Genomic DNA, 21,656 nt, shown 5'->3' on the forward strand with positions numbered 1-21,656 from the left:
CGGCGAGATGGTGACGGCCACCCAATCGGTGGGCGACGAGACGCTCGAGCTGCTGGGCAGCGAGATGAACTACGTCGTCCAGGTCGTCAGCCCGGAGGACGAGGACCGCGAGCTGCTCGAGTCGTTCGACCTGAGCTACGGCGAGGACGAGGGCACCGAGGAAGACCTGCAGACCCGTCCGCCGGTGGTGACCGTGATGGGTCACGTCGACCACGGTAAAACCCGACTGCTGGACACCATTCGTAAGGCCAACGTTCGCGAGGCCGAGGCGGGCGGCATCACCCAGCACATCGGTGCCTACCAGGTGTCCGTCGAGCACGACGGCGCCGAGCGGCCGATCACCTTCATCGACACCCCGGGTCACGAGGCGTTCACCGCCATGCGTGCCCGCGGTGCGAAGGCCACCGACATCGCGATCCTGGTGGTCGCTGCCGACGACGGCGTCATGCCGCAGACGGTGGAGGCCGTCAACCACGCGCAGGCCGCCGACGTGCCAATTGTGGTGGCGGTCAACAAGATCGACGTGGAGGGTGCCGACCCGGCCAAGATCCGCGGGCAGCTCACCGAATACGGTTTGGTGGCAGAGGATTTCGGTGGCGAGACGATGTTCGTCGACATCTCGGCCAAGCAGGGCACCAACATCGAGCAGCTGCTCGAGGCGGTGCTGCTGACCGCGGACGCCGCCCTGGACCTGCGGGCCAACCCCGACATGGAGGCCCAGGGTGTGGCGATCGAGGCGCACCTGGACCGAGGCCGCGGGCCGGTCGCGACCGTTCTGGTGCAGCGCGGCACGCTGCGCGTCGGCGACTCGGTGGTCGCCGGCGATGCCTATGGCCGCGTCCGCCGCATGGTCGACGAGCATGGCGACGACGTCGAGGAGGCGCTGCCGTCGCGGCCGGTGCAGGTCATCGGCTTCACGTCGGTGCCCGGCGCCGGTGACAACCTGCTGGTCGTCGACGAGGACCGGATCGCCCGCCAGATCGCCGACAAGCGCAGCGCCCGCAAGCGCAACGCGCTGGCGGCGCGTACGCGCAAGCGGATCAGCCTGGAGGACCTGGATTCGGCGCTGAAGGAGACCAGCCAGCTGAACCTGATCCTCAAGGGCGACAACGCCGGTACGGTCGAGGCGCTGGAAGAGGCCCTGATGGGCATCCAGATCGACGACGAGGTGGAGCTGCGCGTCATCGACCGCGGTGTCGGTGGCATCACCGAAACCAACGTCAACCTGGCGTCGGCCTCGGACGCGGTGATCATCGGCTTCAACGTGCGGGCCGAGGGCAAGGCCACCGAGCTGGCCAACCGCGAGGGCGTGGAGATCCGCTACTACTCGGTGATCTACCAGGCGATCGACGAGATCGAGAAGGCCCTGCGCGGCATGCTCAAGCCGATCTACGAGGAGAACCAGCTGGGCCGCGCCGAGATCCGGGCGATCTTCCGGTCCTCCAAGGTGGGCATCATCGCCGGCTGCATGATCAGTTCCGGTGTGGTGCGGCGCAACGCCAAGGCCCGGCTGTTGCGCGACAACGTCGTGGTCACCGAGAACCTCACGATCCACTCGCTGCGGCGCGAAAAAGATGATGTGACCGAGGTCCGCGAGGGCTTCGAATGCGGTATGACGCTGGGCTATTCCGACATCAAGGAAGGCGACATCATCGAGTCCTACGAGTTGGTCCAAAAGGAACGTGCGTGAGTCGAAATGGCTGACCCGGCCCGGGCCCGCCGCCTGGCCAAGCGGATCAACACGATCGTCGCCTCGGCGATCGAGTTCGAGATCAAGGACCCCGGGCTGGACGGGGTCACCGTCGTGGACGCGAAGGTGACCGCCGACCTGCACGACGCGACGGTGTTCTACACGGTGATGGGACGCACGCTGGACGACGAGCCGGATTACGGGGCCGCCGCGGCGGCGCTGGAGCGGGCCAAGGGCGCGCTGCGCACCCTGGTCGGGGCGGGCACCGGCGTGCGTTTCACACCCACCCTCACCTTCACCCGCGACACCACGTCGGACAACGTGCAGCGGATGGACGAGTTGCTGGCGCGGGCTCGCGCCGCGGACGCTGATCTGGCGCGGGTTCGTTCTGGCGCCAAGCCGGCTGGGGAGGCCGATCCATACCGGGATGGCGGATCGGGCGTGGAGCCCGGCCTCGACGGGAGCATCAGTGACGACGACCAACGCGAATACTGAACTGACCGGTGTGGGAACACGCGTCGACGCGGCGGCCGCCGTCGAACTACTGTCGGACGCCGCCACCGTCGCGGTGATCGCCCATGTGCATCCCGACGCCGACACGATCGGCGCCGGGCTGGCGCTGGGTTTGGTGCTGGACAAGTGCGGCAAGCGGGTCGAGGTCGGTTTCGCCGAGCCGGCGGGGCTGCCGGAATCGCTGGCATCGCTGCCGGGCTGCCGGCTGCTGGTCAGTCCGGATGCGATGCGCCGTGACGTCGATTTGGTTGTCACCGTTGATGTTCCGAGCGTCAAGCGACTGGGCGCGTTGAGCGACCTGGCCGTATCGGGCGCCGAGGTGCTGGTGATCGACCATCACGCCTCCAACGACGTGTTCGGCACGGCCAATTTCGTCGACGTGTCGGCTGATTCGACAACGATGATGATCGCCGACCTTCTCGACGCATGGGGCAAACCCATCGATCCCGATGTCGCGCACTGCATTTACGCCGGCCTGACGACCGATACCGGATCTTTCCGCTGGGCCAGTGCGCGCGCCCTTCGCCTGGCCGCCCGGCTGGTCGATGCCGGCGTGGACAACGCCGCGATCAGCCGGACCCTGATGGACACCCATCCGTTCGGGTGGCTGCCACTGCTGTCGCGCGTGCTGGCGTCGGCCCGGTTGCTGCCGGACGTGGCCGGCGGCCGGGGCCTGGTGTATGCGGTTGTCGGCAACCAGGATTGGATCAGTTCACGCCCGGAGGAAGTCGAAAGCATCGTCGACATCGTGCGGACCACGCAGCAGGCCGAGGTGGCTGCGGTCTTCAAGGAGATCGCGCCGCAGCAGTGGTCGGTGTCGATGCGGGCCAAGGCCGAGGTGGACCTGGCGGCGGTCGCATCCGGGTTCGGCGGCGGCGGGCACCGGCTGGCGGCCGGTTACTCGACCACCGGCTCGATCGACGACGCCGTGGCGGGGCTGCGCACCGCGCTCGGGTGACCGAAGGGGATCGACCCGCTGCCGGCGGCCATCAGATCGCTGGCCTGGCGCTGCCCGCGCTGGGGGTGCTGGCGGCCGAACCGCTCTATCTGTTGTTCGACACGGCGGTCGACTGGGCCTCGCGGGTATCTGGTCGGGACTGACCACGTTCGTGGTGCTGCGACTGATCTTCGTTGGCTGGCGGGCGATCTCGGGTCGCTGGGTGGGCTGACGGCTAGTCGGTGACCGGGTGCTAAAACGCCCAGCTGCCCGAGCGCTGCACGACGAATCCGTGGTCGCCGCTGGTGGTGTCCAGACAGGCGACCAGGTTGTCGGCGCCCACCGCGCAGGTGACGTTGAGGTACGTCAACTTCTGGCCCGCGGCCAACAATTTGGCGCCCGACTTCAGCGCGGGCGCGTTGCCGTCGCATCCGCTGTGGGACATGCGGCTCAATTGGTAGCCGGGGCCCTTGAAGTCGACCGAACCCACGATGCAATCGCCCGGTCGTGGGCGGCCGCCGGGGATAGGGACGTCGTCCATTCCGGGCATGTCTCCCTTGCACTTGATGTCCTGCGAGGGTTGCGGCGCGGGCGCGGGCCCGCCGTAGAAGTCACAGACCAGGGTGTACGGGGCGGAGAAACTGATCCGCGGCGAGGCGCCCGCGGCCCCGGTGCTGACGTAGCCGTCGGCCGGGACGGCGGTGAAGCCGTCGAGATTCGGAAATCCCGGCGGTGGCGGCTGGGCGGACGCGGGCGGCGCGCCGACCGCGATCGCCGATGCCGCCAGCGTCAGGGCGCCGAGCACCCTGCTGATTCCGACGTCCGCGCGCATCACCTGATCGTATTGGGTGGCCGAAACCGGCCCAAACGGACCGCCAGAGACCGGCGCCGGACCGCCCCGCTCAGCGCACCTGAGCCCGCCCGCGCTGCAGCACCGCCTCGCGGTTGGCGGCGATGTCGTCGCCGCTGGGCCGGAATTGCCGGGCCGCCATCGCCTCCTGCCACAGCCCCGCGCCGGTCTGCGCGTCGTCGATGCGGTGATAGGACGCCAGCAGCGCCCGCACCGCGTCCTGATTGTTCCCGACGATCGAGGCCGCGACCTGGCGGGCGGCGCCCAGCAGTTGGTCGTGCGCTACCACCTCGGTCACCAGGCCGGCGCGCAACGCGTCGGCCGCCGACAGGTAATCCCCGGTCATGCTCATCCGCCGGGCCAGGCCGACGCCCACCTTCTGCGGTAGCCGCACGCTCAGCCCCCAGGTGGGCAGCAGTCCCACCCGGGCGTGCGTGTCGGCGAAGCGGGCGTTCTCCGATGCGATCAGGATGTCGCAGTACAGCGCCAGCTCCAGACCGCCGGTCACCGCGGCGCCGTTGATCGCGCCGATCACCGGCTTGCTCATCGCCGGCCACCGCGGCGAGATGTCCGGAAGCGCGGAGGAACCGCCCAACTCCTTGAGATCCAGTCCCGCACAGAACACCGGGTCGGCGCCGGTGACGATGACGACATCCACGTCGTCGTCGGTTTCGGCGTCGGCCAGGGTGCTGAAAAAGCGGTCCCGCAACGCCGAGGACAGCGCGTTGCGCGATTGGGGTCGGTTGAGGGTCAGGGTGCGTACCCGGTCCTCGGTGTCGATCAGCAGGATCTCGTCGGTCATGAGTGCAACCGTAGAGCTGGCCTCGCGAGCCGACGCAAAGGCCCCACGACACGCCGGTCGGGAGGTGCTTCTGTGTCTGCTCGCGCCGTAGAGAGCGCCGCGCGCAGCGCTTATCGTTGGGGTCATGTGCCGGAACATCACCGAACTGCGCGGTCTACAGCCGGCGGCCACGGCCGAGGAAATCGCGGCGGCGGCCCGCCAGTACGTGCGCAAGGTCAGCGGCATCACCCACCCGTCCGCGGTCAATGCCGAGGCGTTCGAGGCGGCCGTTGCCGAGGTCACCGAGACGACGACGCGGTTGCTCGGGAAGCTGGCTCCGCGGCGCCAACCGCCCAAGACGGTTCCGCCGCTGCGTCGGCCCGAGGTGGTGGCCCGGTTGGCCGGTGCGAGATCACGATGACCGCGACGATGCCCGCGCTCAAGGAGTGGAGCGCCGCCATCCATGCCCTGCTGGACGGGCGCCAGCGGGTGCTGCTGCGCAAGGGCGGCATCGGTGAGAAGCGATTCGAACTGGCCGCCCGCGAATTCCTGTTGTTCCCGACGGTCGCGCACAGCCACGCCGAGCGGGTGCGCGCCGAGCATCGAGACCTGTTAAAGCCCGCCGCCGGCGACAGCACCGACGACGAGCTGGTGATCCGCGCCGCCGCGAAAGTGGTTGCGGCAGTGCCGGTTAACCGGCCAGAAGGCCTTTGCGCCATCGAGGACCTGCACATCTGGACGGCCGAGTCGGTGCGCGCCGACCGGCTCGACTTCCGCCCCAAGCACAAACTGGCCGTGCTGGTGGTGTCGGTGATCGCGCTGGCCGAGCCGGTCCGCATCGTCCGGACCCCGGAATACGCCGGCTGCAAAAGCTGGGTGGAGCTGCCGGTGCACGCGCCGTGGGCGTCACCGGTTCACGACCCCGTTGACGACCAGGCCACGCTAGCCGCGGTCGCCGTCCGCGTCCGCGACGCCGTTGGCTGACAACTCGGCCGCGCCGACGGGCAACAGCAGCCGGGAGCGTCCGTAGCGCACGCTGTGGGTGACCGGCGTGGCGTGCCGGGCGGTCAGCACCGGTTCGTCGCCGCCGAGGTTGTGCGCGTAGCGCGGCGACCAGCTGCCGGTGATCAGCACCCGGATGCGTGAACCGGCACGGAAGCGGTGGGCCAGGCCGTCGAGCTCGAGGCGAACGATCTTCTCCGACTTCGATTTTGCCACGGCGGGCAACCGTCGGTAGGCCTCGCTGACGTTGCGTGACCGACCCTTGACGTCGACCTCGCTCACCCGCACGAACAGGTCGGCGTGCGGATTGTCGGCGCCATGCGCGAGTTCGACGACCGGGGTTCCGTAGGCGTAGAGGTCCCGGGTGAGGGTGGCGCTGGTGAAGGCCAGCACGTCGGCGCGCGACGCGAGCGGGCTGTCGTCGCGGTAACCCCCGCTGGCGGACAGCAGCGGGCCGCCAGTGGTGGGTGTGGGATCGGCCGGGTCGTAGCGAAATGTGGCCGGGGACAGCCCTTTCAGGGTCGGTGCGGTCTCGCCCAGGTAGCCGCCGGGCCGCAGGTACAGCGCGCGCTCGGTGGTGGCGGGCGGCCACTCGGACAGGCTGCGCCAGGCCTGTCCCCGGTCCACGCCGGTGACGCAGACCCGAACCGGGCTGGGCCGGCGCGCGGCGGGGGCGCCACCCAGATGGATGCCCAGCCAATCCAGTGATTCCTGGGTGCATGTGGCCAGCCCGGTGGTGAGCAGCTGGGTGTGCGTCCACGGGCCGACGGTGAGCGCGACATCGACACCCCGGCCACGCAGATGCGCGTACTGCTGCAGCGTCTGCCTGATGAAGATGTCTTGCCAGCCGCCCACCAGCAGCACGGGCACCTGCACCCGGTCCAGGGCCTGGTCGCACCGCAAGGCGTTCCAGAACGGGTCGTCGGGATCGCTGTGTTCGACCCAGGATTCGAACCACGGCGCGCCCGTGCCGAGCAGGGCCCGTGCGGATTCGCCCAGTGGCGCCGCGGCCGCGGCCTGGGCCACTTTGCGGCGCGTCTGCAACTGGCGCAGCGCGGACCGGGCGCGCACCGGGTCCTCCTGGTGCGCCACCATATCGCTCCAGCCCAAGAAGTCGTTGACCGCGAACGCCCCTGTGCCCCAAACCGATTCGTTGAAATCGTGCGGCCCGACGGCGATCACGGCGGTGGCCAGTTCCGGCGGGGGATCCTGCAGCAGGGCCCACTGGGTGAATCCCAGGTAGGACATACCGATGGTGGCGAAACGGCCGGTGAACCACGGCTGCTCACGTAGCCACGCGACGGTGTCGGCGCCGTCGGCGACCTCGGTGGCCATCGGCTCGAAAACCCCGCCCGACCCGAACGTCCCGCGCACACTCTGCAGCACCACGTGATAGCCGCGTGCCGCATACAGCCCGCCGAATATCAGGGTGAACGGAAATCCGCGTCCGTACGGGCCGCGGACCAGCACGGTACCGACGGCCGCGGACGTGGCGGGTGCGTAGTGGTCGGCCACCAGCTGGACCCCGTCGCGCATCGGTACGCGGACGCGCTCCACGCTGTAGTCGATGGTCGCCGGCGGCAGACCCAGCAGCCGGCCGAGGGCCTTGCCGCCCAGGTGTCGCAGGGTGTGCAGGGCCGGCTGGGCCGGTCGGATCGAGGTGGTGCTCACCCTAGAACTTGTAGTACGGCGCCAGGTCGTTGGCGCGCTGCAGGTTGGTCTGCATGCAATCGACCTCGGGATCGGAGTAGACCGTCGAGTAGTACAGCGCCTGCTGCAGCACCCCGTAGCTGGTCTTGAACACGACCATGCAGGAGTAGAACCAGTAGCTGTTGTGATAGGTCGGCTTGAGCACCCAGTACTGCGCGGCGCGGTGGCCCGCGATCGTCGTCTCGACGGCGTCGGCCGGCAGCGAGGCCTCGTAGGTGCGCCAGATGATCGGCTCGACGGCCACCTGATAGTTGCCGGCGTCGAAGTGGCAGCGCAGGCCGTCTTCGTGTTCGGGCGGTGTGAATGCCAGCCCGAGCCGCTGGATGACATCGAACGGAATGTCCTCGCACGCGTCGAAGGGGCGCGGGTCGGTGGTCGCCACGATGGGACTCTTCATGGTGGTTTCCATCGGCTGGGCGGTCGAGCGCAGCTCGACCGACCGATCGCCGCCGCCCGGCATGGAAAGGTCTTGCGGGGCGGTCAGCAAGCCCACCGTGCCGCCGATGGCCGCTGTGAGCAGCGCACCAAGCGCCCCCATCAGGCGAACACTGGCGAACACGACACCCCCTGACGCCGCAGCGGTCCTTTCGGGGGAGTGTACAAGTCGCGCAAGCGGCGTCACAGGCAAACCTGAACTTGTTCTAATTCGCCCGCTGATCGGCTCCGACGACACCCGGGTGCCGGGCGCGAAACGGGCCTGCCCGGCTCGGGTCGTTAGGGTGGTTATTCGTGGCTGGGCATAGTTCGGGGCAGGAATCGACCAACGGTGGGCAGCCGACGTTGTGGGCGGTGTCCGATCTGCACACCGGTCACCTCGGCAACAAGCCGGTCACCGAGTCACTGCATCCGTCGTCGCCGGACGACTGGCTGATCGTCGCCGGGGACGTCGCCGAGCGCACCGACGAGATCCGTTGGGCCCTAGACCTGCTAAGACGGCGGTTCGCCAAGGTGATCTGGGTGCCGGGCAACCACGAGCTGTGGACCACCACCCGTGACCCCGTGCAGATCTTCGGCAAGGCGCGCTACGACTACCTGGTCAACATGTGCGACGAGATGGGTGTGGTCACGCCCGAGCATCCGTTCCCCGTTTGGACCGAGCGCGGCGGCCCGGCCACGATCGTGCCGATGTTTTTGCTCTACGACTACAGCTTCTTGCCCGAGGGCGCCGCGAGCAAAGCCGAGGGCCTGACCATCGCCCGGGAGCGCAACGTGGTGGCCACCGACGAGTTCCTGCTGTCCTCCGAGCCGTACCCCACGCGCGAGGCGTGGTGCCGCGAGCGACTGGAGATCACCCGCGCCCGTCTCGAAGAGCTGGACTGGATGACACCGACGGTTCTGGTCAATCACTTTCCGTTGGTTCGCGACCCCTGCGACGCGCTGTTCTACCCGGAGTTCTCGCTGTGGTGCGGAACCACCAAGACCGCCGACTGGCACACCCGCTACAACGCCGTCTGTTCGGTCTACGGCCACCTGCACATCCCGCGGACCACGTGGTACGACGACGTGCGCTTCGAGGAGGTGTCGGTGGGCTATCCGCGCGAGTGGCGGCGCCGCCCGCCGCCCAGCTGGCTGCGTCAGGTGCTGCCCGATCCCGGGTACGCGCCGGGCGACCTCAACGACTTCGGTGGTCACTTCGAGATCACTCCCGAGATGCGGCAGCAGGTCACGCAGTTCCGGGAACGGTTGCGGCAGCGGCAATCACGATGACGGGGGAGCACACGCTGGTGTCCTCCGTCCTGCCGGCCTCCGACGGCCTGGCCTATTCGGAGGTGTACACCGATCCGCCCGATCTCGCCCCGCTGCCCGAAGAGGAGCCGTTGATCGCCCGGTCGGTGGCCAAGCGGCGCAACGAGTTCGTCACGGTCCGGTACTGCGCCCGGATCGCGCTGGGTGAGCTCGGCCTGCCGCCGGTGCCGATCCTCAAGGGGGAGAAGGGAGAACCCTGCTGGCCCGACGGCGTGGTCGGCAGCCTCACCCATTGCACGGGTTACCGCGGTGCGGTGGTGGGCCGCAACGACGCGCTGCGCTCGGTGGGCATCGACGCCGAACCGCACGACGTGTTGCCCGACGGCGTGCTCAACGCGATCAGCTTGCCGGCCGAACGCACCGAGATGCCCGCCAACCTGTCGGGAGATCTGCATTGGGACCGAATCCTGTTCTGCGCCAAGGAGGCAACGTACAAGGCGTGGTTCCCGCTGACCAAGAGGTGGCTGGGCTTCGAGGACGCCCACATCACGTTTGAGGCGGACAGCCCCGGGTCGGCGACGGGCGGTTTCGTCTCGCGGATCCTGATCGATCCGTCGGCGCTGTCCGGTCCGCCGCTGACGGAGCTGGCGGGCCGTTGGTCGGTCGAGCGCGGGCTGGTGCTGACCGCCATCGTGCTATGAGCGGTCCGGGCATCGTCGTCGTCGACAAGCCGCCCGCGATGACCAGCCATGACGTGGTGGGGCGCTGCCGGCGGATCTTTTCCACCCGCCGGGTGGGGCACGCGGGCACGCTGGACCCGATGGCCACCGGCGTGCTGGTGATCGGCGTCGAGCGCGCCACCAAGATCCTCGGCCTGCTGACGGCGGCCACCAAGTCGTACACGGCCACGGTCCGCCTGGGCCAGCGCACGTCCACCGACGACGCCGAGGGCGAACTGCTGGACACCGTCGCGGCGGGGCACCTGACCCGAGAGGCGATCGAGGCCGCCGTCGACGCATTGCGGGGCGACATCCAGCAGGTGCCGTCGACGGTCAGCGCGATCAAGGTGGGCGGGAAGCGCGCGTACCGGCTGGTCCGTGAGGGCCAGACCGTCGAGCTCGAGGCCCGCCCGGTGCGCGTCGACCGGTTCGAGGTGTGCGGCCTCCGTCCCGGACCGCAGGGCCTGGACGTCGTCGACATTGACGTCGAGGTCGACTGCTCGTCGGGAACCTACGTTCGCGCGCTGGCCCGCGATCTGGGCGCCGCGCTGGGGGTGGGCGGACACCTGACGGCGTTGCGGCGCACCCGCGTCGGGCGCTTCGGGCTGGAGCAGGCGCATTCGCTCGACGAGCTGGCCGAGCGCCCGCGGCTGAGCTACAGCCTGGACGAGGCCTGCCTGCTGATCTTCCCGCGCCGCGACCTGTCCGCCGGGGAGGCCGAGGCCGGCGCCAACGGCCGGTCGCTGCCGCCGGCGGGGGTCGACGGCGTGTACGCCGCCTGTGACCCCGACGGCCGGGTGATCGCGCTGCTGCGCGACGAGGGTTCGCGGACCAAGTCGGTGGTGGTGATCCGCCCGGCGACGCTGTAACGGGTCCCGGCCGAGCGGTTGGTCGGGCCGCGTTGCACACTGAGGTATCCAGGCGGCCCACTATTCGGAAGGGGACAACGATGTCCAACAAGGTTTACGTCGTCGGCGTCGGCATGACGAAATTCGAGAAGCCGGGTCGCCGCGAGGGCTGGGACTACCCGGACATGGCGCGGGAATCGGGCACCAACGCCCTGAAGGACGCGGGCATCGCCTACGGCGAGGTGCAGCAGGGCTACGTCGGCTACGTCGCCGGTGATTCGACGTCCGGGCAGCGCGCGCTCTACGAGCTCGGCATGACCGGCATCCCGGTTGTCAACGTCAACAACAACTGCTCCACCGGCTCCACGGCGCTATTCCTGGCGGCACAGGCCATCCGCGGCGGCATCGTCGACTGCGCGATCGCGCTGGGTTTCGAGAAGATGCAGCCCGGTTCGCTGAAGCTTGGCGCCGAGGATCGCGAATCGCCGATGGGCAAACACGTCAAGGCGATGGCCGAGATCGACGAGTTCGCGATGCCCGTCGCGCCGTGGATGTTCGGCGCCGCCGGGCGCGAACACATGAAGCAATACGGCTCCACCGCAGAACATTTCGCCAAGATCGGCTACAAGAACCACAAGCACTCGGTGAACAACCCGTTCGCCCAGTTCCAGGAGTCCTACACGCTCGAGGACATCCTGGCGGCGCGGATGATCTCGGACCCGCTGACCAAGCTGCAGTGTTCGCCGACCTCCGACGGTTCGGGCGCGGCGATCCTGGCCTCGGAGAGTTTCGTCGACAACCACGGGCTGGCCGGCCAGGCCGTGGAGATCGTCGGTCAGGCCATGACCACCGACTTCGCCTCGACGTTCGACGGAAGTGCCAAGAACCTCATCGGCTACGACATGAATGTGCAGGCCGCACAACAGGTCTACGACCAGTGCGGGCTGGGGCCGCACGATTTCCAGGTCATCGAACTGCACGACTGCTTCTCGGCCAACGAGCTGCTGCTCTACGAAGCCCTGGGCTTGTGCGGGCCGGGTGAGGCGCCCAAGCTGATCGACAACGGCGACACCACCTATGGCGGGCGCTGGGTGGTCAACCCGTCGGGCGGCCTGATCTCCAAGGGGCACCCGCTGGGCGCGACCGGACTGGCGCAGTGTGCGGAATTGACCTGGCAGCTGCGGGGCACGGCCGACAAGCGTCAGGTCGAGGGCGTCAGCGCCGGGCTGCAACACAACATCGGGTTGGGCGGCGCCGCCGTCGTCACCGCCTACCAGCGCGCCGAACGCTAAGGGCGCCATGATCGAGTGGTCCGACACCGACCTGATGGTCCGGGACGCCGTCCGGCAGTTTGTCGACAAAGAGATCCGGCCGCATGTGGACGAATTGGAAACCGGCGCGATGTCGCCCTATCCGATCGCGCGCAAGCTGTTCAGCCAGTTCGGCCTCGACGTGATGGCCGCCGAGTCGGTCAAGAAGATGCTGGACCGGGAACGGGCCAAGCTCGACGGGGCGCGCGAGCCCGACGAAAAGCCGGACGGCGAAAGCGGTTTCGGCGGCGGGGCCCAGGGATCGATGATCGCGGTGCTGGTGTCCGAAATCGCCCGGGTCAGCATCGGGCTGCTGAGCACCGCGTCGGTGAGCCTCGGCCTGGGCGCGGCGACCATCATGAGCCGCGGCACGCTGGCCCAGAAGGAGCGTTGGCTACCCGAGCTGATGACGCTGGAAAAGATTGCGGCGTGGGCCATCACCGAGCCGGACTCGGGCTCGGACGCGTTCGGTGGCATGAAGACCTACGTCAAACGCGACGGCGGGGACTACATCCTCAACGGGCAGAAGACCTTCATCACCAACGGCCCCTGCGCGGACGTCCTGGTCGTGTACGCGAAGCTCGCTGAAGACGCAGTGGGCGACTCCGATTCGGACAAACGAAACCGGCCGGTGCTGGTCTTCGTGCTCGATGCGGGCATGCCCGGCCTGACGCAGGGCAAGCCGTTCAAGAAGATGGGCATGATGTCCTCGCCGACCGGGGAGCTGTTCTTCGACAACGTGCGGCTGAGCCCGGACCGGCTGCTCGGCGAGAGCGAACAGCACACCGATGGCGACGGCCGCGACAGCGCCCGCGCCAACTTCGCCGCCGAGCGGATCGGGATCGCGATGATGGCCCTGGGCATCATCGACGAATGCCACCGGCTGTGCGTCGATTACGCGAAGAGCCGCACGCTGTGGGGGAAGAACATCGGGCAGTTCCAGCTGATCCAGCTCAAGCTGGCGAAGATGGAGATCGCCCGAATGAACGTGCAGAACATGGTCTTTCACACCATCGAGCGCCAGCAGGCCGGTAAACCGCTGACGCTGGCCGAGGCGTCGGCGATCAAGCTGTACTCGTCGGAGGCGGCCACCGACGTGGCGATGGAGGCCGTGCAACTGTTCGGCGGCAACGGATATATGGCCGAGTACCGGGTGGAGCAATTGGCCCGCGACGCCAAGTCACTGATGATCTACGCCGGCAGCAACGAGGTGCAGGTCACCCACATCGCCAAGGGCCTGCTGAGCTCCTAGCCGATTTTGAGGTGCAGTTCGTCGAAATGCAGGATTCCTCGCGGCCACCCCAGCGTAGGTTCGCGCAGCACCGAATACTGCGGGATCCGTCGGTTCCATTCCTCGATGATGAGGCGCAACTCCAGGCGGGCGAGGTGCGAGCCCAGGCAGCGGTGCGGACCGCGACCGAACGCGAAGTGGTTGGTGCGGGTGTCGTGCAGCACGTCGGTGTCCGGGTAGCGCTCGGGATCGTGGTTAGCGGTCCCGATGCCGAGCCAGCACTGTGAGCCCGCGGGAATCGTCACCCCCGCCACTTCGACGTCGGCCGTGGTCATCCGTGGCACATGGGGTACCGGCCCGTCGACACGCAGTAGCTCTTCGATGAAATTCGGGACCGCGCTTTCATCGGCGGCGAGCTTCGCGCGCAGCGACGGGTTGCGCGCCAGTTCGTAGAGGGCGAACCCGGCGGCCGCGGTCACGGTATCCAGACCGGCGGCGATGAACAGTAAGCACAGCCCGATGATCTCGGGGTCAGTGAGTGCACCCTCGCTGGTGTCGGTCACCAGCAGGGTAAACAGATCATCGTCCCCAGGAGCTTCGCGTCGTTCGGCGATGCGCTCGATCAGGTAGGTCGTCATCTCGAGACCCAGTGTCATGGCCTCGGGTGACGGCACGCTGTCCTCCGTCGAGAAGTTCAGCAGTGTGTCCTTCCAGGCAAGCAGCTTGTCCCGGTCGGCCAGCGGCAGGCCGAACAGGGTCAAAAAGACCTGAGAGGGGAAGGGAATGGCGAGCGCACCCATGGCGTCGCAGGTATCCCCGGATGACTTGATCGCATCGATGAGGTCACCTACTTGTTTCCGCAATTGCGGCTCCCGCTCGGCCATCCGGCGGGGGCCAAAATATTTGTCCAGCGTCTTGCGATAACGGGTGTGTTCGGGCGGATCGGACTGGATCGGTATCAATGGGAACGGCATTCCGGCGAATCCGAAAGCCCCTTGCGAAGAGAACAGCTTGGGGGAGGTCGCCGCCTGCTCGACGACGTCGGCGCTGCTCAGGAAATAGACCCCAGCGTCGGATACCGCGATCTTCCCCGCCGCGAGAAGCGTGCGCCACGCCTCATTGCGGTCGTTCGCGAACGGCAGCGATTCCAGCTTCGGCAGTGCGGGGCAGGTGACTTGCATGGTTACTCCTCGAGTTGAGTCGTACAGCCCCCTGCGACTTACGGATCGAAAGTCTCCTCCCTGAGACGAAATGCCGTTAGAGTACCATCGTTGGTGTGGTTAATGTCACTTCCGCGGCTGATATTTACGTGGCGTCGGACACCGCGGCGCCGCCGGATAGTGTTCGGGACCGGTTAATTCGGACGGCCGACGTTTGGCTCCAACGCCACGGCGTCGATCAACTGTCCATCGAGGTGGTTGCCGCGGCCGCCCGCGTATCGCGGGCCACCGCCTTTCGCAAGCTCGGGGGCCGCGATCAGCTCGTCGTCGCGGTCGCGCTGGCCCGTTCAGATCGCTTCAAGCTCGAATGCGCGACGGAGATGGCCTGCCACGTCGGTGCATTCGCCAAGCTCGAGGCGGCGTTTCTCTATCTGGTCCGCGAATTGCCCAACGACCCGATCGTCCGCGAGTTATTTGCGCTCAAACCGGCGGGCGACTTCGGCCCCGAAGCCGACGCAATCGCCAATGCCACCCTGGGCCCGGCCATCGAGGCCGGGCGTGCCGCGGGAGAGGTGCGCGACGATGTGTCGATCGACGAAATCGTGCACTGGACCGTCGAGCAGCTCTACCTCGCCGTCGTGCAGACCGACCGAAGTCCTGCGGCCGTCATCAAGCGAGTTCGCACCTACCTGACGCCCGCACTCAGCGCTCATCGCGCCCACCAGTTCTCCGGCAGCATCCGCTCGCGCATCGAAAGCCTGGATTTCGCACTGGATCGGGCCCGTGAGGCGCTCTCCGCGCTACAGGAGGCCGCGCGTTCCCCGGACACGTCCTAGCGTGTCGGGCGACAGCCCGCATCCACCCGGCTTCGCCGCGCTGGCGATCGCCGCGGGCTAGGCCGTCACCCAGATCGCCCGCGCGGCCGGGCTGCCCAGATCGACGGTCGTCTCGGCGCCGTCGCCGGATTCGATCGCGACCGAGATCATGCCGGCGAACTCGCGCCGGGTGAGGACCCGCAGCCGGGAGTCGAGATTGATGCCGACGTCGGTGAAGTAGCGCAGCATCTCGGGGTCGGCGTCGGAAATGCGGGCCACCGTCCCGGCGTCCCCGTCGCCGCACGCCCACAGCTGGCGCGCGGGCGGGGTGGGCACCTGCCCGTCGGAGGCCGGGATCGGGTCACCATGCGGGTCGCGTTGCGGGAACCCCAGCTTGGCGTCGATGCGGGCCACCAGACGATCCGACACCGCGTGCTCGAGCACCTCGGCCTCGTCGTGCACCTCGTCCCAGGCGTAGCCGAGCTCGTTGACCAGGAAGGTCTCCAGCAGCCGGTGCCGGCGCACCATTTCGAGCGCCGCCCGCCGCCCCGCCTCGGTCAAGGTCACCGCGCCGTACTTCTCGTGGTCGACGAGGCCCTGCTCGGCGAGCTTGCGGATCGACTCCGAGGCCGTGCTGGCCGACACCCCGATCTTCTCGGCCAGCATCTTCGTGCTGACCTTGTGCGGCGCGTCCTTGGGGGACCACTCCTGGGCGTTCCAGATCGCCTTGAGGTAGTCCTGGCCGACCGCGGTGAGACCGCCACGCTCTTCGTCAGCCCTCACAACGACAAAGTTTAGGCAACCCAATCCGGATCCGGCGTGTTCCCCGCCACCCCGGCGGGTGTTGCGCCCTCCGGATCTCCCGGCCGGGCACTCCGCGCCGTAGGCTTGCGGTCGTGCAGCGGTGGCGCGGCCAAGACGAGATTCCCACGGACTGGGGCAGGTGTGTGCTCACCATCGGTGTGTTCGATGGTGTGCATCGCGGCCACGCGGAGCTGATCGCGCATGCGGTGAAAGCGGGGCGTGCGCGCAGCGTGCCGACGGTGTTGATGACGTTCGACCCGCACCCGATGGAAGTGGTCTATCCCGGCAGCCATCCGGCGCAACTGACGACGCTGACGCGGCGCGCCGAGCTGATCGAGGAGCTGGGCATCGACGTCTTCCTGGTGATGCCGTTCACCACCGATTTCATGAAACTCACCCCCGACCGCTACGTGCACGAGCTGCTGGTGGAGAACCTGCACGTGGTCGAGGTCGTCGTGGGGGACAACTTCACCTTCGGTAAGAAGGCGACCGGCAACGTCGAGACCCTGCGGCGCGCGGGCGATCGATTCGGGTTCGCCGTGGAGTCGATGTCGCTGCTCTCCGAGCACCACAGCAACGAGACCGTGACGTTCTCGTCCACCTACATCCGGTCCTGTGTGGACGCCGGTGACGTGGTGGCGGCCACGGAAGCCCTGGGCCGCCCGCACCGGGTCGAGGGTGTGGTGGTGCGGGGTCACGGGCGCGGCGTCGAACTGGGTTTCCCGACCGCGAACGTGGCACCGCCGATGTATTCGGCCATCCCGGCCGACGGCGTGTACGCGGCCTGGTTCACCGTGCTCGGCCACGGGCCGGTGACCGGCACCGTCGTCCCGGGCGAGCGCTATCAGGCGGCGGTTTCCGTGGGCACCAACCCGACCTTCTCCGGGCGCACCCGCACGGTCGAGGCGTTCGTCCTGGACACCGACGCCGACCTGTACGGGCAGCACGTGGCGCTGGATTTCGTCGCCCGTATCCGCGGCCAGCACAAGTTCGACTCCGTCAAGGAACTCGTCGTCGCGATGGGCAACGACACCGATCGGGCGCGCCAACTGCTCACGTGACGATCGCGAGCGCGGCGGAGCCGGGCGCGGCGGGTCGTCACCGTCCGACCCGTGACGATCGCGAGCGCGGCGGAGCCGGGCGCGGCGGGTCGTCACCGTCCGACACGTGACGATCGCGAGCGCGGCGGAGCCGGGCGCGGCCCGGCTGCTAAACTGCCGGACGACATCGGCGCGTGCTGCGGTTCGCGGTGGCCGCGCTTTGAAACATTTACCTTTCGCGGACCGATTGATGGAGATAGTTCGTGGCGCTGACAGCCGAGCAGAAAAAAGAAATCCTGGGCACCTACGGCCTGCATGACACCGACACCGGTTCCCCCGAGGCCCAGGTCGCGCTGCTGACCAAGCGGATCGCCGACCTGACCGAGCACCTGAAGGTGCACAAGCACGACCACCACTCGCGGCGCGGACTGCTGCTGCTGGTGGGGCGCCGGCGCCGGCTGCTCAAATACGTCGCCCAGATCGATGTGGCGCGCTACCGCTCGTTGGTCGAGCGCCTCGGCCTGCGTCGCTGACGCCGGGGCGTCAGCTCCCCGCAATCCCGCACGATGCTGGCGGGGCGGGGTCGCCCGTGTAGAGTGAGGACGTTCTGGGCCGGTTCGGCCCGAGCAAACGGTGCGGTCACGCAGATCCGCGTGTGCCGTTCCAGCGTGTCACTACGCACCTTCGAGGGAGCAGCCCAGTCTGCATCGGGCGGTCTTCGGTAGTGGCTGCCGGGCTCTCCGGATCTGGGGCTTCTCGGCCGCTTCGATCGATGGCCGTAGCCGTATTCAGACTGGCTCTTCGGGAAGCTCCCAGGGTGACTCGCAGGCCCGACCGGGCCCTGCGGACCCTCTCCAGGTTGCGCGTGATGACGCGAAACAGCCGAATAAGAGAGGCCGTACGGACGTCTATGTCTGTCGCTGAAATTGAAGAGGGCGTGTTCGAGGCGACCGCCACCATCGACAACGGGAGCTTCGGCACCCGCACCATCCGGTTCGAGACCGGCCGGCTGGCCCAGCAGGCCGCCGGCGCCGTGGTCGCGTACCTGGATGACGAAAACATGCTGTTGTCGGCGACCACCGCCAGCAAGAGCCCCAAGGAACACTTCGACTTCTTCCCGCTGACCGTCGATGTCGAGGAGCGGATGTACGCCGCCGGTCGCATCCCCGGCTCGTTCTTCCGTCGGGAGGGCCGTCCTTCCACCGACGCGGTCCTGACCTGCCGGCTCATCGACCGTCCGCTGCGCCCGTCGTTTATCAGCGGCCTGCGTAACGAAATCCAGGTCGTGGTGACGATCATGAGCCTGGACCCCAACGACCTGTACGACGTGGTGGCGATCAACGCCGCGTCGGCCTCCACCCAGATCAGCGGGCTGCCGTTCTCCGGCCCCATCGGCGGCGTGCGGGTCGCGCTGATCGACGGCACCTGGGTCGCGTTCCCGACCGTCGAGCAGCTTGAGCGCGCCGTGTTCGACATGGTGGTCGCGGGCCGCAAGGTTGATGACGACGTGGCGATCATGATGGTCGAGGCCGAGGCCACCGACAAGGTCATCGAGCTCGTCGAGGGCGGTGCCCAGGCACCGACGGAAACCGTTGTGGCCGAAGGCCTAGAGGCCGCCAAGCCGTTCATCGCCGCGCTGTGTACGGCTCAGCAGGAGCTGGCCGACGCGGCCGCCAAGCCCGTCGGTGAGTACCCGACCTTCCCGGACTACCAGGAAGACGTCTACTACTCGGTGGCCTCGGTGGCCACCGACGAGCTGGCCAAGGCGCTGACGATCGGCGGCAAGGCCGAGCGCGACGCGCGCACCGACGAGCTGAAAGCCGAGGTGCTGGCGCGCCTGGCTGGGGACTCTGCGACCTACGAGGGCCGCGAGAAGGAGGTCAGCGCCGCGTTCCGCTCGCTGACCAAGAAGCTGGTGCGGCAGCGCATCCTCACCGATCACTTCCGCATCGACGGCCGCGGCATCACCGATATCCGCGCCTTGTCGGCCGAGGTCGCCGTGGTGCCGCGCGCGCACGGCAGCGCGCTGTTCCAGCGCGGTGAAACCCAGATCCTGGGTGTGACCACGCTCGACATGGTCAAGATGGCGCAGCAGATCGACTCGCTGGGACCGGAAACCTCGAAACGCTATATGCACCACTACAACTTCCCGCCGTTCTCCACCGGCGAGACCGGCCGGGTGGGCTCGCCCAAGCGGCGTGAGATCGGGCACGGCGCGCTCGCCGAGCGGGCCCTGATCCCGGTGCTGCCCGGCGTCGAGGAGTTCCCGTACGCCATCCGTCAGGTGTCCGAGGCGCTGAGCTCCAACGGCTCGACGTCGATGGGTTCGGTCTGTGCGTCCACCCTTTCGCTGCTGAATGCCGGTGTGCCGCTGAAAGCGCCGGTGGCCGGCATCGCCATGGGCCTGGTCTCCGACGACGTCGAGATTGAAGGGGAGGGCCGGCTTGAGCGCCGGTTCGTCACGCTGACCGACATCCTGGGGGCCGAGGACGCGTTCGGCGACATGGACTTCAAGTGCGCGGGCACCAAGGACTTCGTCACCGCGCTGCAGCTGGACACCAAGCTCGACGGCATCCCGTCGCAGGTGCTGGCGGGTGCGCTGGCCCAGGCCAAAGATGCGCGCCTGACCATTCTCGAGGTCATGGCCGAGGCCATCGACGCACCCGACGAGATGAGCCCCTACGCGCCGCGGGTGACCACCATCAAGGTTCCGGTGGACAAGATCGGTGAGGTCATCGGCCCCAAGGGCAAGGTCATCAACGGCATCACCGAGGAGACCGGCGCGCAGATCTCCATCGAGGACGATGGCACCGTGTTCGTCGGCGCCACCGACGGGCCCTCGGCGCAGGCCGCGATCGACCGGATCAACGCCATCGCGAACCCGCAGCTGCCCACGGTCGGCGAACGGTTCCTCGGAACCGTGGTCAAGACAACGGATTTCGGTGCGTTCGTGTCGCTGCTGCCTGGTCGCGACGGCCTGGTGCACATCTCCAAACTCGGTAGGGGCAAGCGCATCGCGAAGGTCGAGGACGTGGTGAACGTCGGCGACAAGCTGCGCGTCGAAATCGCCGACATCGACAAGCGCGGCAAGATCTCGCTGGTGCTGGTGGAGGAAGACAGCTCGGCCCCCGCCGACGCTCCGGCGGCCGCCCCTGCCGATGCCGCGAGCTGATTCGGAAAAGCGCGCAGCTGACCCCGCGCTGAGGCGGGGCAAACTCACCGCCGCGGCGGACCCCGAACCGCAAGCCGCACTGCGCCGCACCACGCTGCCGGGCGGCTTGCGGGTGGTCACCGAGTATCTACCCGCGGTGCGTTCCGCCTCGGTCGGGGTCTGGGTCGGCGTCGGTTCGCGCGACGAGGGTGCCACCGTCGCCGGTGCGGCGCACTTCCTCGAGCACCTGCTGTTCAAGTCGACCCCCAGCCGTACCGCGGTGGACATCGCCCAGGCGATGGACGCCGTCGGGGGAGAGCTGAACGCGTTCACCGCCAAGGAGCACACCTGCTACTACGCGCATGTGCTCGACACCGACCTGGAGCTGGCCGTCGACCTGGTCGCCGACGTGGTGCTCAACGGCCGCTGCGCCGCCCAGGATGTCGAACTCGAACGCGACGTGGTCCTCGAGGAGATCGCGATGCGCGACGACGACCCCGAGGACGCGCTCGGGGACATGTTCCTGGGCGCGCTGTTCGGTGACCATCCGGTGGGCCGGCCCGTCATCGGCACCGCGCGGTCGGTGACGTCGATGACGCGAAGCCAGCTGCACTCGTTTCACGTCCGCCGTTACACGCCCGAACGCATGGTGGTGGCGGTGGCCGGCAACGTCGACCACGACGACGTCCTCGCGTTGGTGCGCGAGCACTTCGGCCCGCGTCTGGTCCGCGGACGCGAGCCCATCGCGCCGCGCAAGGGTGCCGGGCGGGTCACCGGCCGCCCCGGACTGACGCTGGGCAACCGGGACGCCGAGCAGACGCACGTGTCGTTGGGTGTGCGCACCCCCGGGCGCGGCTGGCAGCACCGCTGGGCGCTGTCGGTGCTGAACACCGCGTTGGGCGGCGGCCTGAGCTCTCGGCTGTTCCAGGAGGTCCGAGAGCTGCGCGGGCTGGCCTATTCCGTCTATTCGACGGTGGACATCTTCGCCGACAGCGGCGCGCTGTCCGTGTACGCCGCCTGCCAGCCCGAACGCTTTTCCGAGGTCATGGCCGTGACCAGTAAGGTCCTCGACTCCGTGGCCCGCGACGGCATCACCGAGTCGGAGTGCCGCATCGCCAAGGGCTCGCTGCGTGGCGGTCTGGTGCTGGGCCTGGAAGATTCCGGCTCGCGGATGAGTCGCCTGGGCCGCAGCGAGCTCAACTACGGCAAACACCGCACCATCGAGCACACCCTGCGGCAAATCGACCAGGTGACCGTCGATGAAGTCAACGCCGTCGCTCACCGGCTGCTCGACCAGCGCTTCGGCGCCGCGGTTCTTGGCCCCTATGCGGCCAAACGGTCACTGCCCCAACAACTTCGGGCGATGGTAGGGTAGCTCAAATGTCCGCCTCCGCACTCGCGCCGTACCG

General features: G+C 68.2%; 22 protein-coding genes and 1 pseudogene. 17 read left to right on the plus strand and 6 right to left on the minus strand.

What is annotated here, in order from left to right; translation table 11 throughout:
- The 5 genes and pseudogenes from infB to EPN51_RS21310 form a co-directional block, all read left to right on the plus strand.
- A partial coding sequence (gene infB / locus EPN51_RS21290; RefSeq protein ID WP_293046567.1) for a translation initiation factor IF-2 occupies positions 1-1,690 on the plus strand: 1,690 nt, incomplete at its 5' end.
- A 6-nt stretch (positions 1,691-1,696) separates the two neighbouring features.
- Positions 1,697-2,185, plus strand: coding sequence for a 30S ribosome-binding factor RbfA (gene rbfA, locus EPN51_RS21295; RefSeq protein WP_293046570.1), 489 nt, complete (start codon positions 1,697-1,699; stop codon positions 2,183-2,185).
- A 10-nt stretch (positions 2,186-2,195) separates the two neighbouring features.
- Positions 2,196-3,161: a bifunctional oligoribonuclease/PAP phosphatase NrnA gene (locus tag EPN51_RS21300; RefSeq protein WP_293046653.1), complete on the plus strand. Its 966-nt coding sequence runs from the start codon at positions 2,196-2,198 to the stop codon at positions 3,159-3,161.
- Positions 3,158-3,304 carry a hypothetical protein gene (locus tag EPN51_RS21305; RefSeq protein ID WP_293046573.1) on the plus strand — a complete coding sequence of 49 codons (147 nt, stop codon included), beginning with the start codon at positions 3,158-3,160 and terminating at the stop codon, positions 3,302-3,304. The genes EPN51_RS21300 and EPN51_RS21305 overlap by 4 nt, the downstream gene beginning before the upstream one ends.
- Positions 3,277-3,372, plus strand: a pseudogene (locus EPN51_RS21310) (hypothetical protein); the annotation flags it as partial. The gene EPN51_RS21305 and the pseudogene EPN51_RS21310, both read left to right, overlap by 28 nt.
- A 21-nt stretch (positions 3,373-3,393) precedes the next feature.
- Here EPN51_RS21310 and EPN51_RS21315 read toward each other — a convergent pair.
- Positions 3,394-3,972: a hypothetical protein gene (locus EPN51_RS21315; RefSeq protein WP_293046576.1), complete on the minus strand. Its 579-nt coding sequence runs from the start codon at positions 3,970-3,972 to the stop codon at positions 3,394-3,396.
- 70 nt (positions 3,973-4,042) lie between these two features.
- Positions 4,043-4,792 (minus strand): enoyl-CoA hydratase, encoded by a 750-nt coding sequence (locus tag EPN51_RS21320; protein WP_293046578.1) that lies wholly within the window; start codon positions 4,790-4,792, stop codon positions 4,043-4,045.
- Between the two features lie 124 nt (positions 4,793-4,916).
- Between EPN51_RS21320 and EPN51_RS21325 the strand changes: the two genes are divergently transcribed.
- Together EPN51_RS21325 and EPN51_RS21330 are read left to right on the plus strand one after the other, a co-directional pair.
- Positions 4,917-5,192, plus strand: coding sequence for a DUF2277 family protein (locus EPN51_RS21325; RefSeq protein WP_293046580.1), 276 nt, complete (start codon positions 4,917-4,919; stop codon positions 5,190-5,192).
- 8 nt (positions 5,193-5,200) lie between these two features.
- A complete protein-coding gene (locus EPN51_RS21330) occupies positions 5,201-5,755 on the plus strand; it encodes a DUF1802 family protein (RefSeq protein ID WP_293046655.1) in 555 nt (184 codons plus the stop codon).
- On the opposite strand, the gene EPN51_RS21335 is transcribed toward EPN51_RS21330, so the two are convergent.
- Complete coding sequence (locus tag EPN51_RS21335) at positions 5,714-7,444, minus strand: CocE/NonD family hydrolase (RefSeq protein WP_293046582.1); 1,731 nt, start codon at positions 7,442-7,444, stop codon at positions 5,714-5,716. The two genes, EPN51_RS21330 and EPN51_RS21335, sit on opposite strands and share 42 nt — an antisense overlap.
- Before the next feature lies 1 nt (position 7,445).
- Positions 7,446-8,042, minus strand: coding sequence for a DUF3558 domain-containing protein (locus tag EPN51_RS21340; RefSeq protein WP_293046583.1), 597 nt, complete (start codon positions 8,040-8,042; stop codon positions 7,446-7,448).
- A 170-nt stretch (positions 8,043-8,212) separates the two neighbouring features.
- Here EPN51_RS21340 and EPN51_RS21345 point away from each other — a divergent pair, with 170 nt between their 5' ends.
- The 5 genes from EPN51_RS21345 (at position 8,213) to EPN51_RS21365 (ending at position 13,298) form a co-directional block, all read left to right on the plus strand.
- The gene (locus EPN51_RS21345) at positions 8,213-9,190 is read left to right on the plus strand and encodes a metallophosphoesterase (protein ID WP_293046585.1); all 978 of its coding nucleotides are present in this window, start codon (positions 8,213-8,215) and stop codon (positions 9,188-9,190) included.
- Positions 9,187-9,870 (plus strand): 4'-phosphopantetheinyl transferase, encoded by a 684-nt coding sequence (locus tag EPN51_RS21350; protein WP_293046587.1) that lies wholly within the window; start codon positions 9,187-9,189, stop codon positions 9,868-9,870. Before EPN51_RS21345 ends, EPN51_RS21350 begins: the two co-directional genes overlap by 4 nt.
- Positions 9,867-10,757: a tRNA pseudouridine(55) synthase TruB gene (gene truB / locus EPN51_RS21355; RefSeq protein ID WP_293046590.1), complete on the plus strand. Its 891-nt coding sequence runs from the start codon at positions 9,867-9,869 to the stop codon at positions 10,755-10,757. Before EPN51_RS21350 ends, truB begins: the two co-directional genes overlap by 4 nt.
- Before the next feature lie 80 nt (positions 10,758-10,837).
- On the plus strand, positions 10,838-12,028 hold the full coding sequence (locus tag EPN51_RS21360) for a lipid-transfer protein (RefSeq protein WP_293046592.1): 1,191 nt from the start codon (positions 10,838-10,840) through the stop codon (positions 12,026-12,028).
- 7 nt (positions 12,029-12,035) lie between these two features.
- Positions 12,036-13,298 carry an acyl-CoA dehydrogenase family protein gene (locus EPN51_RS21365; RefSeq protein ID WP_293046595.1) on the plus strand — a complete coding sequence of 421 codons (1,263 nt, stop codon included), beginning with the start codon at positions 12,036-12,038 and terminating at the stop codon, positions 13,296-13,298.
- On the opposite strand, the gene EPN51_RS21370 is transcribed toward EPN51_RS21365, so the two are convergent.
- Positions 13,295-14,458: a cytochrome P450 gene (locus EPN51_RS21370; RefSeq protein ID WP_293046598.1), complete on the minus strand. Its 1,164-nt coding sequence runs from the start codon at positions 14,456-14,458 to the stop codon at positions 13,295-13,297. The genes EPN51_RS21365 and EPN51_RS21370 overlap by 4 nt on opposite strands.
- Positions 14,459-14,553: 95 nt before the next feature.
- Here EPN51_RS21370 and EPN51_RS21375 point away from each other — a divergent pair, with 95 nt between their 5' ends.
- A complete protein-coding gene (locus tag EPN51_RS21375) occupies positions 14,554-15,273 on the plus strand; it encodes a TetR/AcrR family transcriptional regulator (RefSeq protein ID WP_293046601.1) in 720 nt (239 codons plus the stop codon).
- A 57-nt stretch (positions 15,274-15,330) separates the two neighbouring features.
- Here EPN51_RS21375 and mntR read toward each other — a convergent pair whose 3' ends face one another.
- Positions 15,331-16,035, minus strand: a complete 705-nt coding sequence (mntR, locus tag EPN51_RS21380) for a manganese-binding transcriptional regulator MntR (protein ID WP_293046604.1) — start codon at positions 16,033-16,035, stop codon at positions 15,331-15,333.
- 113 nt (positions 16,036-16,148) lie between these two features.
- Between mntR and EPN51_RS21385 the strand changes: the two genes are divergently transcribed.
- The 4 genes from EPN51_RS21385 to EPN51_RS21400 all read left to right on the plus strand — a co-directional run bounded on the left by EPN51_RS21385 (position 16,149) and on the right by EPN51_RS21400 (position 21,622).
- Complete coding sequence (locus EPN51_RS21385; RefSeq protein WP_293046607.1) at positions 16,149-17,117, plus strand: bifunctional riboflavin kinase/FAD synthetase; 969 nt, start codon at positions 16,149-16,151, stop codon at positions 17,115-17,117.
- Between the two features lie 242 nt (positions 17,118-17,359).
- Positions 17,360-17,629 carry a 30S ribosomal protein S15 gene (gene rpsO, locus EPN51_RS21390; protein ID WP_066950523.1) on the plus strand — a complete coding sequence of 90 codons (270 nt, stop codon included), beginning with the start codon at positions 17,360-17,362 and terminating at the stop codon, positions 17,627-17,629.
- A 377-nt stretch (positions 17,630-18,006) separates the two neighbouring features.
- Positions 18,007-20,268, plus strand: coding sequence for a polyribonucleotide nucleotidyltransferase (locus tag EPN51_RS21395; RefSeq protein WP_293046628.1), 2,262 nt, complete (start codon positions 18,007-18,009; stop codon positions 20,266-20,268).
- Complete coding sequence (locus EPN51_RS21400; protein WP_293046631.1) at positions 20,255-21,622, plus strand: pitrilysin family protein; 1,368 nt, start codon at positions 20,255-20,257, stop codon at positions 21,620-21,622. Before EPN51_RS21395 ends, EPN51_RS21400 begins: the two co-directional genes overlap by 14 nt.
- Positions 21,623-21,656 lie beyond the last annotated feature (34 nt).

Origin of the sequence: Mycobacterium sp., assembly GCF_004298145.1 — a bacterium.
Classification (GTDB): Bacteria; Actinomycetota; Actinomycetes; order Mycobacteriales; family Mycobacteriaceae; genus Mycobacterium.